Genomic DNA, 18,063 nt, shown 5'->3' on the forward strand with positions numbered 1-18,063 from the left:
AACTTCTTGGACTCTTCAGCTTGAGGTGGTGCCCACCCTATGCTCAGGCCTCACTCTCGCCAGCCAAGGAGGCCGCCTCATTTGGGATCTGGTCGTCAGGAAAGCCGGAGCCTGAATCTAATGGTTCAGCGCCAAGGGCCTCAGCGGCCTCGACAGCCTCTGCAAGCATGGCCTCCTCTTCTTCCTCCATCGAAATTGGTGGTTCAACCAGTCTCTGGACCTGCATTCGCAGGTAGGGATCAAAACCCGTCCCCGCTGGAATGAGGTGGCCGAGCAAGACGTTTTCCTTGAGCCCCACCAGATTATCCACGGCACCTCGTAGTGAGGCTTCTGTGAGGACCTTGGTGGTTTCTTGGAAACTTGCTCCAGAAAGGAACGACTCGGATTGTAAGGACGCCTTGGTGATGCCAAGGAGGAGCGTCTTGCCCATTGCGGGCCGGGCCCTCTTTGACTTAGCGGCTTGTTTGCCGTCACCTTCAGCGAGGTCATTGGCCTCTTTGAAAGCATCTTTATCAATCATTTGGCCAGCTACGAGCGAGGTCTCACCGGTATCGGTCACACGTACTTGCTTGGCAATCTTTCGATTGGCATCGCGGAACGCATATTTATCAACGACATCATTCGGCAGCAGATAGGTATCACCCGGTTGTTCTATCTGAACTTTACTGAGCATACAGGTGAGAATGGTCTCAATGTGTTTATCAGCAATGGGTACGCCTTGAGCACGATAGACATTCTGAACCTCATCAAGCATGTAGCTGTAGAGCGCTTCTTCGCCCTTAATCTTAAGAATGTCTGATGGTATTTCAGGACCTTCGGTGAGTCGGTCGCCTGCTTTGACATGATCGTTGGTATGAACCAAGAGTCGTTTGCCCTGTGCCACATGGTGATCAAGCTCCAGGCCAGCTTCGTTGATAACCCGGATGGTCATCTTGCCCTTGCGCTTGTCTGGATGTAGCTCGACACGACCAGATATTTCACTGGTTACTGCAGGATCCTTGGGAATACGAGCCTCAAATATTTCAGTGACACGTGGAAGGCCGCCAACAATGTCAGCTGAGCCTGCAACTAAAGAGGGGAGTCTTGCAAGCATTTCACCCATATTAATGGGCTGGCCTTCTTCAACCTCAATGCGAGCCTTTGCGGGTAGGTGGTGGAAGTCCAGAACATTGCCCGATTCATCTTCGATGAGAATCTGCGGGTGTTTTTCGCCGGTATGAGCCACGACGATAAGTTCTTTGCCAGCAGGTGTTTCCTCTTCACGGACGGTGTCTTCGGTCAGAATGTCTTTGAAGCGGACGGTGCCGGTTCGTTCGGCCAGAATCGGTGTTCGGTGGGGATCCCATTCGACGAGCACCTTGCCCTTACGAATCGTTTCGCCAGCCTTCACGCGAATGACTGATCCGTACTCCACTTTGTGTTTCTCGAGCTCACGGCCTCGATCATCAATCACAGCGACTTCACCATTACGCTTAAGTGCAATCGTTTGTACGCCATCTGGATTCTTAACATCGACCTCGTTGCAGTCTCTGATCTCAACGGTGCCGCTATTTTCAGCGCGGTGCGAAGGATCTAGTGTTGCACGAGTCGCTACGCCACCGGTATGGAATGTTCGCATGGTCAGCTGGGTACCTGGCTCGCCGATTGACTGAGCTGCAATGGTGCCCACAGCAAGGCCTTCTTCAGCGGCTTGGCCAGTTGAAAGGTCCATGCCGTAACAAGCGACGCAGCAACCTCGAGATGTTTCACAAGTAAGTGGGCTGCGTACCTGGACAGAGTCAATTCCAAGTTCTTCGATTCGCTTTGCAATGTCCGCAGTAATGATCTGGTTTTCAGCGACAATGCGCTTGTCAGTCATTGGGTTGATGATGGTTTGGCGGCTTGTTCGGCCAAGAATCAGTTCGCGTAGCGGGACGTCAATCTCTTTGCCTTTGTAGACCGCACGCTTGGGTACCCCGAGCTTGGTCTTGCAGCTTTGTTCCGTAATAACCATTCCCTGAGCAACGTCATAAAGCTTACGTGTGAGGTAGCCGGAGTCAGCGGTCTTAAGTGCTGTATCAGCCAGTCCTTTTCGTGCGCCGTGCGTTGAAGAGAAGTACTCGAGAACATTCAAGCCTTCACGGAAATTGGACCGAATTGGTGTTTCGATAATTTCGCCTGAGGGCTTGGCCATCAGGCCACGCATGCCAGCTAATTGCTGCATCTGGCTGATGTTGCCACGGGCACCAGATGTTGACATGAGATAAACAGGGTTCAGGTACTTTGCACCCTCATCGGAGTTGATTGGAGTTTCATCGCCTGTCGTAGGATCACGACGGTCATTCTTGAGTGTTTCAACCAGTGCTTGTGTGATCTGTTCGCGGCAGTGTGCCCAGAGGTCAAGTAGCTGATTATGGCGTTCTCGTTCTGTGATTGCACCAGCGCTGTAGCTTTTCTCAACTCGGTCAACACGTTTTTGTGTTTCAGCGATCAGGTCACTTTTTGATGTCGGTATTCGCATGTCAGCAATACCGATTGAAAGTCCGGAGACTGTTGATGTCTTAAATCCGACCTCTTTCATTGCATCAAGAAGCTCAAGTGTGGCGGGGCGGCCCGAGTACCTGTAAGTATCGTCAATGACAGCACTGCAGCCTTTTTTGCCAAGCGTGCAGTTGTAGAAGGGAATCTGTGGATCTAGAACATCGTTGAAGAGTACGCGGCCTACTGTGGTGAGAACACGTTTGTTCGACTGTATTGGTGATGGTGTGCCGCCCTCATTGTCAACAACCTCTGTTGCATTCTTGAGGCGTACGTAAATAGGCTCATGTAAATCGATGGTCTTATGGTCATAAGCAAGAATTGCTTCATGGGGTTCAGCGAAGACGGAATAGCGCGTCTTCTCTGGCGTTGGCTCTTCTAGCATCGTGGTCAGGAAATAGACGCCCATCACAATATCCTGACTGGGCGAAACAATTGGCCGGCCATCAGCTGGCGAGAAGATGTTATGTGTCGACAGCATCAAAACATGGGCTTCGACCTGAGCTTCCAATGAAAGTGGAAGGTGGACGGCCATCTGATCACCATCGAAGTCTGCGTTGTATCCCGTACACACAAGCGGGTGTAGCGTAATCGCATTGCCTTCAACTAAGACCGGCTCAAAAGCCTGGATGCCCATGCGGTGAAGCGTAGGCGCGCGGTTAAGTAAGACGGGGTGCTGGTAAATAACCTGCTCGAGAATATCCCATACTTCAGGATCACGTCGCTCCAGCATACGTTTGGCTGACTTGATCGTATCTGCCAGGCCATGTTCTTTAAGGCGACGGATAATGAATGGTTGATAAAGCTCTAACGCGATTTTCTTTGGTAGACCGCACTGATGTAGTTTGAGTTCTGGGCCCACGACAATGACTGAACGGGCTGAATAATCGACGCGTTTGCCGAGCAGGTTTTCGCGGAATCGCCCCTGTTTACCCTTGATCATATCGGTCAATGATTTCAGGGGTCGATTTGAGCTACCTAAAACGGGACGGCGACAGCGACCATTATCAAACAGAGCATCAACAGCCTGCTGCAACATTCGCTTTTCATTTCGAATGATGACCTCAGGTGCATTGAGGTCCATCAATTTCTTGAGTCGATTGTTCCGGTTAATAATTCGGCGATAGAGGTCGTTGAGATCACTGGTCGCAAAGTTGCCCGATTCAAGAAGGACAAGTGGGCGGAGGTCTGGAGGAATGACCGGAACAACATCCATGACCATCCATGTGACATCGTTTTCAGAATTTTTAATTTGCTCAACAAGCTTAAGCCGCTTGGAAAGATCGCGGATCTTCTGTTTTGATCTTGTCTTCTCAAGATCTTCTCGAATAGTAGCGGCGACTTCGTGAAGGTCGAGTTCTTCAAGAAGTTCACGCACTGCATCTGCGCCCATGCTGCAACGGAATGCAGATGAACCATACTTTTCAACCGCAGTGCGGTGTTCATCTTCGGTGAGGATTTGGCGGGGCTCAAGATCTGTCGTGCCTGGATCGATGACGGCATAGTCTTGGAAGTAGATCACCTTCTCAAGATCAGCTGTCTTCATACTCAACAGGGTTCCTAAGCGGCTTGGAAGCGCCTTGAAGAACCAGATGTGCACAATTGGAGCGGCGAGGTTGATATGCCCCATCCGCTTTCGACGTACGCGGGAGTGTGTGACCTTGACACCACAACGGTCACAAATGATTCCCTTGAACTTGGTTCCCTTGTACTTACCGCAGGCGCATTCATAATCCCGTTCAGGACCAAAAATACGTTCGCAAAACAGGCCGTCCTTTTCAGGGCGGTAGGTGCGGTAGTTGATTGTCTCGGGTTTCTTAACTTCACCAAAGCTCCAACTACGAATGTCGTTGGGGCTTGCAAGAGTAATCTTTACAGATCCGAAGTCATTGACTCGATCAAAGACCGTATCGACCATAACAGGCTGCTCCTCGGCAAAAAGTTCTCATGTACTAGCTGTGACGTTCGCTCGTCGCATTATTACAGGAGGCTTCCGCCGTCAATTTGTTCTTTCTCAAGCGAGATGTTCATTCCAAGACCACGAATCTCATGACAGAGCACGTCGAATACGACGGGCATGCCGGCTTCAAGAACATTCGTGCCCTTAACCATGGAATCAAAGATCTTGGTTCGCCCCTCAACATCGTCACTTTTTACAGTGAGCAATTCTTGGAGCATATAAGCCGCGCCGTAACCCTCGAGCGCCCAAACTTCCATTTCACCAAAGCGTTGGCCGCCAGTGCGAGCTTTGCCGCCCAGTGGCTGTTGCGTGATCAAGCTGTAAGGGCCTGTTGCGCGAGCATGAATTTTATCATCCACCAGGTGATGGAGTTTCAACATATACATGTAACCAGCAGATGTCTTCTGGTGGAATGGTTCGCCAGTACGACCATCGTGAAGCTGCACCTTGCCATCAAATGGTACTTCGGCAAGTATTTCTCGAGGCGTGCCTGCATCTGCTTCACCGCTCTCGAACTTCTTGATGCGATCACGTACATGTGCATTGGCTTCTTCGATTGCTGCGAGAACTTCTGTCTCAGTGGCTCCATCAAAAACAGGTGTGCGAGCTTTGAAGTTCAGTACCTTGCAAGCCCAGCCTAAGTGGAGTTCAAGCAACTGGCCTACATTCATTCGAGACGGAACGCCCAGTGGGTTGAGGAGAATGTCAACGGGCGTGCCATCCTCAAGGAAGGGCATGTCTTCTTCTGGCACAATTCGAGCAATCACGCCCTTATTGCCGTGGCGGCCTGCCATCTTGTCGCCAACAGAAAGCTGGCGCTTGGTGGCTAAGTAGACCTTCACAGATTCGAGCACACCCGAAGGTAGTTCGTCACCACGCTTCATATGGGCAAGGCGTCGCTGTTTCTCCGTCTCAATCGCTTCGATACGTGGCCAGAATTGACTTCTGACTTTGATCGCCGCAGCTTTGCCATCTTTGTTGCCCTTGATCCACTTGTCATCAAAGTTTTCGATCTGCTCCAAGATGACTTCTGGGATATCAGATGCACCAACCCGCTGCCTGGTCGCAGCATCAACCATCTCAGTCTCAAGAATGGTGTTCATCTTCTGAATCATCTGCTTGAAAAGAGCAATCGCCTTCTCATTCATTTCTGCTTCAAAGTCCACCATGTCAACTTTGAGTTGAGCCTTCTGTTCATCAGTAAAGTGCATTCGACGACTGAAGCGTTTGGCACCAATGACAACACCATTGGTTCCAGCGGGGACTTCGAGAGAGTCGTTCTTTACGTCCTCGCCAGCACGTCCGAAGATCGCATGTAGCAACTTCTCTTCTGGTGTGAGCTCAGACTTGCTCTTTGGACTCACCTTGCCAACCAGGACATCGCCAGGGCCGACAGAGGCACCAATACGGATGACACCGTGCTCATCCAGATTGCGAAGCACTTTTTCAGATACGTTCGGGATGTCACGTGTGAATTCTTCGCGGCCTAGTTTGGTTTCGCGGACCTCAACATCGAATGATTCAATATGAATTGATGTAAAGGTGTCATCTTTGACAAGACGTTCGGAGATGACGATCGCATCCTCAAAGTTGTAGCCATCAAAGGTACTAAAAGCGACGAGCGCATTTTTGCCGATCGCCAGTTCGCCGAGCGATGTGGAGGATCCATCGGCAAGGATTTGACCCTCTTCGATCGTCTGTCCGAGGCGAACCAATGGGCGTTGATTTTGGCAAGTGCGTTCGTTGAGGCCTCGGAACTTTCGGAGTTCGTACTCATCAGCGTCATCAATAATGATGCGTTCGGCATCAACATAGGTGACGGTGCCACCTCGATTCGCCTTCACAAGCATGCCGGAGAACACGCCAGCCGATGCTTCCATTCCGGTGCCGACCAGTGGTGGCTCGACTTTGACCAAGGGAACAGCTTGTCGCTGCATGTTTGATCCCATGAGCGCTCGGTTGGCATCGTCATGCTCTAAGAAGGGGATCAGTGAGGCAGATACACCAACGATCTGCTTGGGAGAGATGTCAATGTAGTTGACTTCTTCAGCAGTCACCTGTGCAAGTTCGCCGCCAACACGGGCCAAGACGAGTCCTGAGCCAATTTGGCCACTCTCATCAAGGACATCTTTGGTGGCCAGCACACTACGCATTTCTTCATCAGCACGCAGGTAATCGACTTCGCCAGTCACATTACCCTTCGTCACTCTCTGGTAGGGCGTCTTGAGGAAACCGTATTCATCGATTTCTGCATAGAGACCCAGTGAAGCAATCAGTCCGATGTTGGTGCCTTCAGGCGTCTCGATCGGGCAGATTCTTCCGTAGTGAGAAATATGAACGTCACGCACTTCGAAGCCAGCTCGCTTTCGGTTGAGTCCGCCAGGGCCCAAGGCTGAGAGGCGGCGCTCATGTACAAGCATCGATAGTGGATTTGTTTGATCAACGACTTGGGAAAGTTCGCTTCGTCCGAAGAAGAACTCAATGGCACTACTGATTGACTTGGAATTAACCAGATCAGCAATCTTGCTGAGTTCATCGGGTTCCTTGACGCTCATTCGTTCTTGAACGGTGCGACGTAACTTAAGGAAGCCTTTGCGCATCTCTTCAACCGCGAGTTCATCAAGGGTACGCAGACGACGGTTGCCTAGGTGATCGATGTCATCGGTCAACGCCTTGGTTCGTGTGGCTCGAAGTTCCATAATGTATTTGACAACACGAAGGAAATCGTCTGGCCCCACGTACATAATGTCTTCTGGTACGTCGAGTTCAAATTTACGGTTGATACGGAAGCGTCCAACTTTTCCAAGTCGGTAGCGATTTTCGTCAAAGAACTTCTCACGGAAAAGTGCTTTGGCTTTGTCAATCTGAGGTGGGTTGCCTGGGCGAAGACGTCCATAGATACGAAGCAAAGCTGCTTCATGCTCAGAAATATCACCCAGGAAGTCGAGTCGCTCTGCGGCAAGTGTATTGAGGATCAGAGGATCAGCAGGATCTTCAATGATTCGAACTTTCTTGAAGCCGGAGGACTGAATTGCTTCAGCGCCATCACCAATCAACTCCCCGATACGGCATAACTCTTCACCGGTTTCCTGATCAATAATAAGGTCAGCAGAATAGTGCTCAGGGCTGACTTTCTTGGCAGGAACTTCCTTGATGTCATAGAACTGACTAAGTAAGCCGTCGGTGGTACTAAATGGCGGCGGTTTCTTGTCATCTTCGTTGGACGGGTCCCATAGCGCCCGTAGGAAAGTTGTTGCCGCAATCTTGGCGGATTGATCAATCCGAAGAGCGAGTACATCTTTCCGTGTCACCTCTACCTCAATCCAGCTTCCACGTTCTGGAATGATTCTGGCTGAGTGCAATGGCCGATCCCCAATGTCGGTAACGACAGAGAAGTCGACACCTGGAGAACGATGAAGTTGACTGACAATGACGCGTTCAGCACCATTGACGATGAACTCTCCGCCACCCATCATGACAGGGATTTCGCCGAGGTAGATCTCTTCCTCAACGATCTCGGAAACACCATCGCGCACCAGGCGTACGCCTATGCGGAAGGGGTACCCAAATGTCAGTCGGAGCTCTTTGCACTCGTCCCGTGTATACCGTGGTTCATCCAGCTTGTAATAGAGGTACTCAAGCCGCATTGAGCCGTCATAAGACTCAATGGGAAAGACCTCCCGAAGCAGACTTTCAAGCCCAGTGTGCTTGTCACGAGTTTCGTGCGTGTGCTTGTTCTGGATAAAACGTTCATAGGCCTGCCGCTGAACCTGGGTTAGATCAGGTACAGGTACCGCATCGCCGCGCTTTGAGAAGCAGCGCACCGTCACTTCAGTCATCGATCCACCTCAAAAATCGGCATGATTACACTGCCGTCGTAAGGATGCGTACGATCAATCTATACGTATTTTTTCGTTAAAAAGACCTATTACCGCCGAGCAAGGCATGGTAACGCCCCAATAACGACTCATCAACCCATAGCCAGCACTGATTGGGTCTCGTAACGCAGTGATCCGGGCACTTACGGTAGAGCTCAATAAGGTGATTTTGGTGTCAGAGGGCTCATAATGAGCCAAAAAACGCATAGAAGATCCCATTAGCCTGGCACCAAGCCCTTATCTTGGAAAGATAAAAAAAGAGCTTGAGCCACACATTAAAATTCAATTACTTCACATTGACCTGAGCGCCAGCCTCTTCAAGCTTGGCCTTAAGGGCATCGGCCTCGTCCTTGCTGGCCTTTTCCTTGATTGCTTTAGGGGCTTCATCCACAATGGCTTTTGCTTCCTTGAGGCCCAAACCAGTTGCCTCGCGGACAGCCTTGATCACCTGGATCTTTTTGTCGCCGATGCTCTCTAGGATGACGTCGAATTCCGTCTGTTCCTCGGCGCCACCATCGCCCTCACCACCGCCTGCAGCCATCATGACAGCACCACCAGCAGCAGGCTCGATGCCGTAGGCATCTTTCATGTAGTCCGCGAGGTCGACAGCTTGCTTAAGCGTCAATGAGGCGATCTCATCGCCGATCTTTGTGACGTTAGCCTCAAATTCTTTTGTTGCAGTTGCTTCTTCTGACATAACTTTTCTCTTAACTCCAAACGAATTTATCCATCCAAGAGGAGCCGTCATACGACTTTTAACCCCGAAAGGCCAGTTGGATGAGATGATGTCTTGTGATCAGGAAGGTTCTCAGGCAACCTTTTCGATTGTCTTTCCTTCTTCCAAACGTGTTTCGATCTCTTTGATGATTCCGAGAATCTGGCCTCCGGGGCCCTTCGCAGCACCGATGGCATTGCCAGCTGGCGAGAGCACCAATTGAACGACCTTGGCCTGCGCCTCTTCCTTGGTTGGGAATTTGCTGAGTTGCTTAACGCCCGCTTCACCGTCAAAGACCTGTCCATCCAGAATTGCAGCTTTGAGCTCCAGATCTTTGATTTTCTTGGCCCAAGACACAAGGGATCTTGCAACGTCTACAACCGAATCGCCTCCATAAGCGAGTGCTGAAGGACCTTCTAGCGAGTTACTTAAGGGCTCAAGTTTCGTGCCTTCGAAAGCATGGCGTGCAAGCGTGTTCTTAACAACCATGACACGAATGTCATTCTCTAATAGGTCTAGACGCAGGTCATTGTTGTCATTCGCTTCAATGCCACGAATATCAACAACAACAGCCGACTCCAGTTCTCCAAAGCGCGACTGGTAGGTCTTCATCAACATTTCTTTGACAGGCTTGCTCATATCATTTGTTCCTTGCGATCGAGATTACACGGCAACCTGAACCGATGGGGTCATCGTGCCGCTGAGCACGCAGTTTTTGATGTAATCACCCTTCGTTGTGGCGGGCCTGGACTTTTCGATGATTCCAAAGAAGTGATTGAAGTTGGCCATGAGATCAGCTTCTTCAAAGCTCATTTTTCCAATCACACAATGGATATTTCCAGTGTCATCATTTCGATATTCGAGTTTGCCAGCGCTGTATTCAGTCACTGCAGTTGCAACGTCTGCTGTCACCGTGCCCGCCTTTGGCGAAGGCATGAGCCCTTTCGGGCCAAGGACACGTCCAAGCTTACTGACCACACGCATCATGTCAGGTGAAGAGACAGCGACATCAAATTCAAACCAGCCGCCAGCTACTTTTTCAACCAAACTTTCGCCACCAGCTTCCACAGCGCCTGCTGCTTTGGCCGCCTCAACCTTATCGTCTCCGCAGAAACAGATCACACGAGCAGTCTTGCCAACACCTTTCGGCATTGACACCGAGCCACGAATCTGCTGCTCGGCTTGACGTGGATCGATTGCGAGGTGCATACAACATTCAATAGTCTGATCAAAAGAAGGTCCTTTGAATGACTTGAGAATCTTCATCGCATCTTCGGCAGTCTGTGGGCCTTCATGCTGTTCAGCGATGACTCTGTTTGCTTTGGCTCTTTTACTGAAGTTTGCCATATTTAGAGTCCTTCTACCGCAATGCCCATGGATCGGGCGGTGCCTGCAATGGTACGCATGGCAGCTTCAACACTTCCTGCGTTGAGATCAGCCATTTTTTCTTCTGCGATCGCACGAAGTTGATCCGCATTAATAGTGCCAACCTCCTCCGTGCCTGGTGCAGTAGACCCTTTGCTTAGTCCAAGTGCATCACGCACTAGTACGGAAGCAGGGGATGACTTGATTTCAAACTCGAAGGTACGGTCTTGGAAGACCGTAATAACACAACCAACAATCTTGCCATTGAGTTCTTTCGTTCGTTCATTGAACGCTTGAATGAACTGGCCAGGGTTGACGCCATTGGCACCAAGTGCGGGACCCAGCGGAGGCGCTGGAGTTGCCTGGCCACCGGGCGCAGTTACTTTAAATACTTTAGTGATCTGCTTGGCCATAGACACCTCCTTCAACCTCCCACACCCACGAGCGGAATCATCCAAAGATTCCGCCAGCCTCACCCTCTGGCCTGAGGGTGGCATTGACACGGGTGTGGTGCCTTCGGCATTGACGTGTCGAACGGGGCAGGATACCGAGCTGGGGCGTTTCTGCAAGCGCCATCCATATTTACTGCATTTTTGCTCTCAGCCAAGAATGGCCCTAATGGCAAGGCTCAAGCCCATATCCGGAGCTGGCCTGGAAATCCAAGAGGAAGATGTCGCCCAGCTATCTGATGCCGCAAAACGAAGCAAAAAACGGGGGTTTCAAAAGAGGATTCTCAATCTTGGAGGCGAATACTGGATCTCATGCCGGACGCGTCGTATATCAGTAGTTAAGAAGAGGTTATTTTGGAGCCCGGGCTGCTGGTGGCTTGGATCCCAGTCAGTGAGCCTGCGGGGCCAGATCTGCAGGGGAGAATAAAAGATGTTGCATGGCAAGCGTTCGTATCTAGTGGCAGCAGCCCTGTTCGGTTTTTGTTTGGCTGTTGTCAGTCCAGCTCTCGGGCAAGATGCAAGTTGGGGCGAGGACAAGGATGACGATGCTGGTAGTGGGCCTCGTGAGGCTCAGAGGACGAAGGGCTCCGGCAAAGTCGAGAAGGTCAGTGGCTCAACTGTTTCTGCTGCATTCAATGCCAGTGGCTCCCGGGGTAGATCGCGTCATGTTGGTAGCCAGGATTTTGAAGATCTCTACCTCATTTGGGTCGCTAATCCAGAGAAGTTTAACGCTTCGCTTAAGACGATTGATAACGGTTTTGCCAACTTTCCCAGTTCGTTATACCTGTTTGATGTTGGAGTTCGTTTTCCAGATCCGGAAATCGTTGTTGATTCGATGCAGGCGTTACTCGGTAACCGAGATGAGGCCGGCCTTGAAGGCGCGGTACTTCCACGTGAAGCAACAGATAACACTGCCGCCAAAGTGGCTGCCCGTGGTTATTACGTGCTTGCAGTGGCCAGTGCAGGATCTCGGCCTTTAGTCACCGATGTTCAAGGTAATTTATTAGAACTGTTTAGTTTCTTAACCAGTAGCGAAGTGTCGGGCCCGGATGGTGAGGGTGGCAGCATTCCTGTCACCGAGGGGAATTACGCGTGGACGTCTACGATAACGGGGGGGAACTATCAGATTGGTCTCGAAGGTATCGCCTTTGCGGTTCCGCTCGAAAATCCAACCAGTAACTTCTTTCCACCCAGTGCGATCGTTTCAGACGGTCAATATCCTGTGACAACCACGATCTTGGAAAGGCCTGAGGTTGGTGGCGGTTGTACTGATCAAGATGGTAACGCTATTGAATTTTTCAATAGCCTCTGGTGGAACTTTGAAGCAAAAGACACCGGGTCCTACCGGCTATCGACATGCAACGAAACAGAATTCGATTCTATTTTGGGTGTGTATAAAGACAGTGGTTTGTGTCAAGGTGATATTAATGGTGATGGTCTTGTCGGACTTAATGATTTCAGCACATTACTGGTTCAGTGGGGGTCGACTGGTCCGGAAGCTGATCTGAACAATGATGGCTTGGTAGGCTTGGCTGACTTTGAGTTGTTTCTCGTTGGATTTGGCGAGTGTGTTCCGGTGCCCGAATTAGTGGTCTGTAATGATGATGCATCGCAGTGTGAGGATGGCAGTAGCGACTTGGAGTGGTTTGCCAATTCAGGTGACCGGTTCTTTCTGCGGCTTGGTACTTTTGACAATACAGGAATCGGCTCTGCTGTCTTGAAGGTTGGGCCAACACCTTAATCAATCAGCACCTCGCAATTGAGCCTTAATAAATCAATATTGCCTATCGATCAGGGCGGTGAATCACTACGTGAAATAGGCTCCTCCAGAGGCCTTTAGGCCTTTCTTTGCCCGTGTCATCCTTGGATTTCGCATTGTTGTTTGGTGCCATCACCTCTTTTGGCTCCAGCAGCATTGAGCCGTGCATGCGGCGAAATTTACGGGCAATAGATAGGAGCCTTCCCTCATGGCTACTTCACCAATCAAACTTTTTCGGGGCCATCAGATTTTGTCGACGTTGGCAGTCGGTCTTCTTTTATCTTCTGCTGCTCTGGGGCAAGAGGCGAGTTGGGGCGAAGACAAAGACGACGATGCTGGCAGTGGCCCTGAAACGGCCCAAAGAACCAGAGGCAGCGGTAAGACCGAAAAAGTAAGCGGCTTTCTGAGTAGTGTCAGTTCGTTCCGTTCAATGTCGCAAGACCAGGAAGATCTATTCATCATCTGGATTGCAAACCCCGAGTCTTTTAAAGCATCATTGCGAACCGTCGATAATGGCAGCGCCTCTTTTGACTCATCGCTTTATTTGTTTACCACAGATTCGGCTGACGTCCACGAGCTTAGCCAGTTTACAGAAGTATTCGGACTTCTCGGTGTTCAAGATGTTGATCTGCTCGGTGCTTTTCTGCCTGGAGCGGCAACAGATACCACTGGTGCCATGATTACCGAGCCTGGTTATTACATGCTTGCAGTCAGTAGTGCCACACGGTATCCCGCAGTCATGCTGACCGGACTGCCTTTGCCTGTGTTTGACTTTTTTGTTCCCAATGAAGTGTCCGGTCCAGATGGAGATGGCGGGATGAGCGGATTTACTGAAGGAGAGGGTGTTTGGGAGGGAACGCCCGCTGCTGGCTTCTATGATATTGCAGTTGACGGTGTTGGCTTTGCATTCCCACTTCGAACACCGGAGAACGATGTCTGGCCAACGAATGCCTATGTCGACGAAGGTGTCTGGCCCATTTATACGGTCATGGCTTCAACTGAATCGCAGGCTGATGTGACATGCACTTCTCCGGATGGAGACGGTCGCGTTTTGTATGAAGACCTTTGGTGGTCATACCAACCTTTAGAACCCGGCATTGTGGGCGTTTCAACCTGCGATAGCGTGGACTTTGATTCAGCTATCGCTGTTTATGAGTTGATGGGACTTTGCATCGGCGACATCAATAGTGATGGATCGGTTGATGTTGACGATTTTTCAGTGTTGCTGACTCAGTGGGGTTCAAGTGGTCCCGAGGCAGACCTTGATGGTGACGGAATGGTTGACACCACAGATTTCAGCATCTTTTTGGTCTACTTTGGACTCTGTGAGCCGGATCTTGAGCTTGTGGCCTGCCAAGATAACGCGCCCGGCTGTACGAATGGAACATCCAAAGTTTCATTTAGTACAGATGGTACAGAGACCTTTGTGATCCGCATTGGTGGCGCTGAAGCGGGCGATCGAGGGCGTGGTACCTTCCGTGTCGGCTATGAGTAGCACTTGAATCAATTTGTAGTGTTCAACATTCGTTGATAGTGCGCTGCTGAAGTTTCATTGCCGCGTCGTTCGTACATATCGATGATGCGTCTTAAGGCTCTGTCTATCTCTTCTTGATCCACATCTGTCGTTGCCTTGAGTACGGTGTAGCTTCCGAGTAAGAGTGGTTCTGCTTGTTCATACTGCTCTAGTTCGAGAAGTACTTCTCCCATTCGGCTTTCAGCCCATGCCTTATACCAGTAATTGGTATCTTCAGGACTAATTGTTGCTGCGTATATATCTCGCATTTTTGTCATTTCACGAAGCGCATCTTCCCACATCTGTTGGTCTTCGTAGAACATGGCGAGTTTGCGATGGCATGTTTCGATCAACCTGTGGTTGGGTGATTCTGTTCCATAGACAGCCATGCGAATGGACAGAGCCTCTTGTTCTTGTTGCACGGCATCTTGAACAAGTTGGTTTCGCTGTTGGATCATTTCTGGTGTTTGTGATTCAAGGCTCTGAGCATGCCCCCAGAGAATCGATGAGAGTGTGGATCGTGCGCTGCCTAATCGCGGTGCAGGTTGGCCTCCGAGGCCGGCTTTAAGATAAATGTCGATGACTTCATCGAGCTTGCCTCTGGCTGCGTCAAACTGCTTTAGATCACGTAATGCCAAAGCCCAGCTTTGAAGGATTATTGCTTTGCCAGGATAGGGACGATCTGGGAATAACGCGCCATGTTTGGCATACGCGTTTTTGTATTGGGCGATGGCCTCTTCACTCCGCCGGAGTTTGCGTAAGCTAATGGCACTCTCTACTGCCGCATTGATCGTGAACTCACGGAGATCATCTTGCCTCGAAGGGCTCATTTGTGCAATGGGATCACCTGGCAGTGATTCAAGTGTCTCGAAGTCCATGGTGCTCTCTTGGGCGGCCTCGAGTGCAGCGTCAAAAGAGCCGAGCGTGCGATAGCAATAAGAAATCTGTTGGAGAATATCTCCCCGAGCCAACAGCGCTTCGGAGAGCAGTTTGATGTCATTTGTTTCTTCGCTCTGATTGATGAGTTCAGAGGCTCGCTTAAGAGCTCGCTCATGGATGACAAGTGCTTGGTCAGCGTGCCCCATCGCGCGTGTGGTCTCTGCCAATCTTCGCCATGAACCAGCGATCGCGAGGCCCTCGTCTCCTATCTCTTGTTCACGAATGCGAACCGCGTCTTCATATTGTGGTTGAGCAAGGTTGTATTTGCCAAGGGCTAAATATCCATCACCGATCAAGTCGCGTAATTCAGCCAGTGTTTGTGGATCATCTCTGAAAGTATCTCCAGCGCGTACGGCCATGTCGTCAATGAGGTTCTGGGCAGAGATTTCGGTTGTGCCTGCGCGATCAGGATCACCAGCCTTGAGTGAGTTCCCGAGAAACTGCTGAATACTATTAGAACGTTTTAAGCTTGCTTCAGCAGTCTTGCGTTGCTCTGCTTCAGAAACAGCAAAGCTGACACTAATGACGATACCGGCAATCAGCACAAGTAAGATCGCGGCTGCACTAGCCACAATCACTTTATTGCGACGGGTGAATAAACGAAATTTATAGAGCGTTGATTGAGGCCTGGCAGTAATGGGCTCTCGATCTAAGTAGCGTGTTAAGTCTTGTTCAAGTTCCAATGCAGACTGGTAGCGACGGTTTCGGTCTTTTTCCATGGCCTTGAGGACGATGGTCTCAAGATCTCTTGGAAGTGTCTCAGCGAATTGGGTAGGTCGAATAGGCGGTTCTTCGCAAATGATCCGTGTTGCCTCAAAGATTGGTACGCCCTGAAGTTTGTAGGGGTGCTCGCCCGTGAGCAATTGGTACAACACAACTGCCAGGCCATACACATCACTCCGCACATCAATGTCATCAGGATTCGCATCACATTGTTCTGGTGACATGTACTGAACAGTGCCGACTAATTGCCCGACATTGGTTTGCATGGTAGTGGTTGCAATATCAGCATCGGTTGAGCGTGCTACCCCGAAGTCAATGATCTTCAGGTCGCCTGCATTATCAACCAGAATATTCCCAGGTTTCAGATCGCGGTGAATGATTCCCTTTTGATGTCCGTAGTGAATGGCATCGCAAGCCTTCATAAACAGCGTGACACGATCATTGATTGAAAGGTCTTCTTTGTCGGCGTAGCTTGTGAGTGGCTGCGCGCCAGCCACAAATTCCATTGCGAAGTAGGGCACACTTCCAGTGCCATCATCATGTTGTCCCGCCTCATAGATTTGAGCGATGCCAGTATGTCGAAGGCGACCAAGAATCTGTGATTCCCAAAGGAATCGTCGCAGGGCATCTGGAGAGGTTACGCCAGCCTTAATAATTTTGAGTGCGACAGCGCGACGAGGGTTGTCTTGCATTGCGAGATAAACCGCGCCCATGCCGCCGGCGCCAATCACACGCAAAATGCGGTAATGGCCAATGCGACGCGGAGCTCCAGGGGGCAGCCGCTGGGCTTCCGCATCGCTGACGTGTTCGTCTTGCCAGAGATCATCTTCTTCGGGTTTCGAGTCTGGTTGTGATTGGATGTCTGGTGGTTGAGCAGGTGGCGGTGAAGCTGGACCATCAATCGTGACATCCTCGCTACCGAGCGTTGGTGCGTCATTGATATCGAGCCCATCTGGGCTGTCTGGTCTATGGTCGCTGTGTGGTGACTTGTCCACGGGTATTCTTCAGTCGTCTTGAGGTCTCAATGCAAGATTACAGAACATTGCAATTCCAGTTGCTATGGCATCGTCATTAAAGTCAAAGTTACATTGATGTAATGTTGGCATGGATTCCTGATCATGCTTTAGAAGGCCTAAAGCAAAGAAGCATGCGGGTACAACTTGTCCATAATAGGCAAAGTCTTCGCCTCCCATGATTGGATCACTGATTGGGCAAACATGCTGCTCACCCAGAGTGGCCCGCGCTTGCTCATGGAACAAATCGACAAGGGCGGAATCATTTATGGTCACCGGGTATTCCATTGTCCAACCGATCGCTGCCTTGCAGTTATGCGACTTGGCATGGAGCTCTGTGATTTTCTCGACCTGAGACTTGGCCTCTTTCATAAGATCGCTGTCCAGGCTTCGAATAGTCCCCTGTAGCGTGCAAACATCTGGAATGATGTTATGCGTGGTGCCAGCATGAATCTGGGTGACCGAAAGTACTAAAGGTTTGACTGGATCAACATTGCGTGAAACGACGCGCTGCAGCGCTTGCACAAGTGAAGTTCCGGTGAGTAATGGGTCAGTTCCAAGATGCGGTGAGGCCGCATGTGAGCCAGTGCCAGAGATCTCGATATCAAACACGGTCGTTGCAGCTAACATCGGCCCAGGCTTACTGCCGACGTGTCCTACTTGCAGACCAGGCCAGCCATGCAAGCCAAATATTTCTGACACAGGTGGACCGATCTGGCTTCCATCCAGACAGCCATCCTCAACCATTTTGAGCCCGCCGCCGCCACCTTCCTCGGCGGGCTGAAAACAGAATGTGACGGGTCGTGGGAGGGGGTGTTGCTTGCTGATCGCTGCAAGCACCCGAGCGGTCCCGATGAGAATCGTCGTATGCCCGTCATGTCCACAGGCATGCATTTTTCCATTTGTTTTTGAGCAGTACGGTTTTCCTGGCGTCTCCGTTATTGGCAATGCATCCATATCAGCTCGGAAGGCGATCGCATTTTTAGCGCTGCCAGCGAGATGACCGAGAACACCAGTTCCGCCGGCAAGACCTGATTGGAATTCAATGTTTTCTGATCGGAGCGCTTCTTGAACACATTGACTTGTGCGGTGCTCTTCAAAGCCCAGCTCAGGATGCGCATGGAGATCGTGTCGAAATTCGATGAGCTCCGGAAGCAGTCGCTCAATTTCATCGTTGATTTGGCTGGTTGTATTGGTCATTGTGGTCATGGCAGTATTGTATTGCATATCCC

At 50.6% G+C, this 18,063-nt stretch carries 10 protein-coding genes; 2 read left to right on the forward strand and 8 right to left on the reverse strand.

Annotated elements, in window-relative coordinates:
* Nucleotides 1-43: 43 nt before the first annotated feature.
* The 6 genes from rpoC to rplK all read right to left on the reverse strand — a co-directional run bounded on the left by rpoC (nt 44) and on the right by rplK (nt 10,848).
* Complete coding sequence (gene rpoC / locus P8J86_12000; protein ID MDG2055417.1) at nt 44-4,435, reverse strand: DNA-directed RNA polymerase subunit beta'; 4,392 nt, start codon at nt 4,433-4,435, stop codon at nt 44-46.
* Between the two features lie 62 nt (nt 4,436-4,497).
* Nucleotides 4,498-8,316 carry a DNA-directed RNA polymerase subunit beta gene (gene rpoB / locus P8J86_12005; GenBank protein MDG2055418.1) on the reverse strand — a complete coding sequence of 1,273 codons (3,819 nt, stop codon included), beginning with the start codon at nt 8,314-8,316 and terminating at the stop codon, nt 4,498-4,500.
* Nucleotides 8,317-8,641: 325 nt separating this feature from the next.
* Nucleotides 8,642-9,052: a 50S ribosomal protein L7/L12 gene (gene rplL / locus P8J86_12010; protein MDG2055419.1), complete on the reverse strand. Its 411-nt coding sequence runs from the start codon at nt 9,050-9,052 to the stop codon at nt 8,642-8,644.
* Between the two features lie 111 nt (nt 9,053-9,163).
* Nucleotides 9,164-9,709 carry a 50S ribosomal protein L10 gene (gene rplJ, locus P8J86_12015; protein MDG2055420.1) on the reverse strand — a complete coding sequence of 182 codons (546 nt, stop codon included), beginning with the start codon at nt 9,707-9,709 and terminating at the stop codon, nt 9,164-9,166.
* A gap of 24 nt (nt 9,710-9,733) precedes the next feature.
* On the reverse strand, nt 9,734-10,417 hold the full coding sequence (gene rplA, locus P8J86_12020; GenBank protein MDG2055421.1) for a 50S ribosomal protein L1: 684 nt from the start codon (nt 10,415-10,417) through the stop codon (nt 9,734-9,736).
* 2 nt (nt 10,418-10,419) lie between these two features.
* Nucleotides 10,420-10,848, reverse strand: a complete 429-nt coding sequence (rplK, locus tag P8J86_12025; protein MDG2055422.1) for a 50S ribosomal protein L11 — start codon at nt 10,846-10,848, stop codon at nt 10,420-10,422.
* 466 nt (nt 10,849-11,314) lie between these two features.
* On the opposite strand from rplK, the gene P8J86_12030 reads away from it, so the two are divergent.
* Both P8J86_12030 and P8J86_12035 read left to right on the forward strand, forming a co-directional pair.
* Nucleotides 11,315-12,625, forward strand: a complete 1,311-nt coding sequence (locus P8J86_12030; protein MDG2055423.1) for a hypothetical protein — start codon at nt 11,315-11,317, stop codon at nt 12,623-12,625.
* Between the two features lie 226 nt (nt 12,626-12,851).
* Nucleotides 12,852-14,138: a dockerin type I repeat-containing protein gene (locus P8J86_12035; protein MDG2055424.1), complete on the forward strand. Its 1,287-nt coding sequence runs from the start codon at nt 12,852-12,854 to the stop codon at nt 14,136-14,138.
* Between the two features lie 8 nt (nt 14,139-14,146).
* Here P8J86_12035 and P8J86_12040 read toward each other — a convergent pair whose 3' ends face one another.
* Nucleotides 14,147-16,813, reverse strand: a complete 2,667-nt coding sequence (locus P8J86_12040) for a serine/threonine-protein kinase (protein MDG2055425.1) — start codon at nt 16,811-16,813, stop codon at nt 14,147-14,149.
* 9 nt (nt 16,814-16,822) lie between these two features.
* Nucleotides 16,823-18,058: a M20 family metallopeptidase gene (locus tag P8J86_12045; GenBank protein ID MDG2055426.1), complete on the reverse strand. Its 1,236-nt coding sequence runs from the start codon at nt 18,056-18,058 to the stop codon at nt 16,823-16,825.
* Nucleotides 18,059-18,063 lie beyond the last annotated feature (5 nt).

Source organism: Phycisphaerales bacterium (genome assembly GCA_029268515.1).
Lineage (GTDB): Bacteria > Planctomycetota > Phycisphaerae > Phycisphaerales > SM1A02 > JAQWNP01.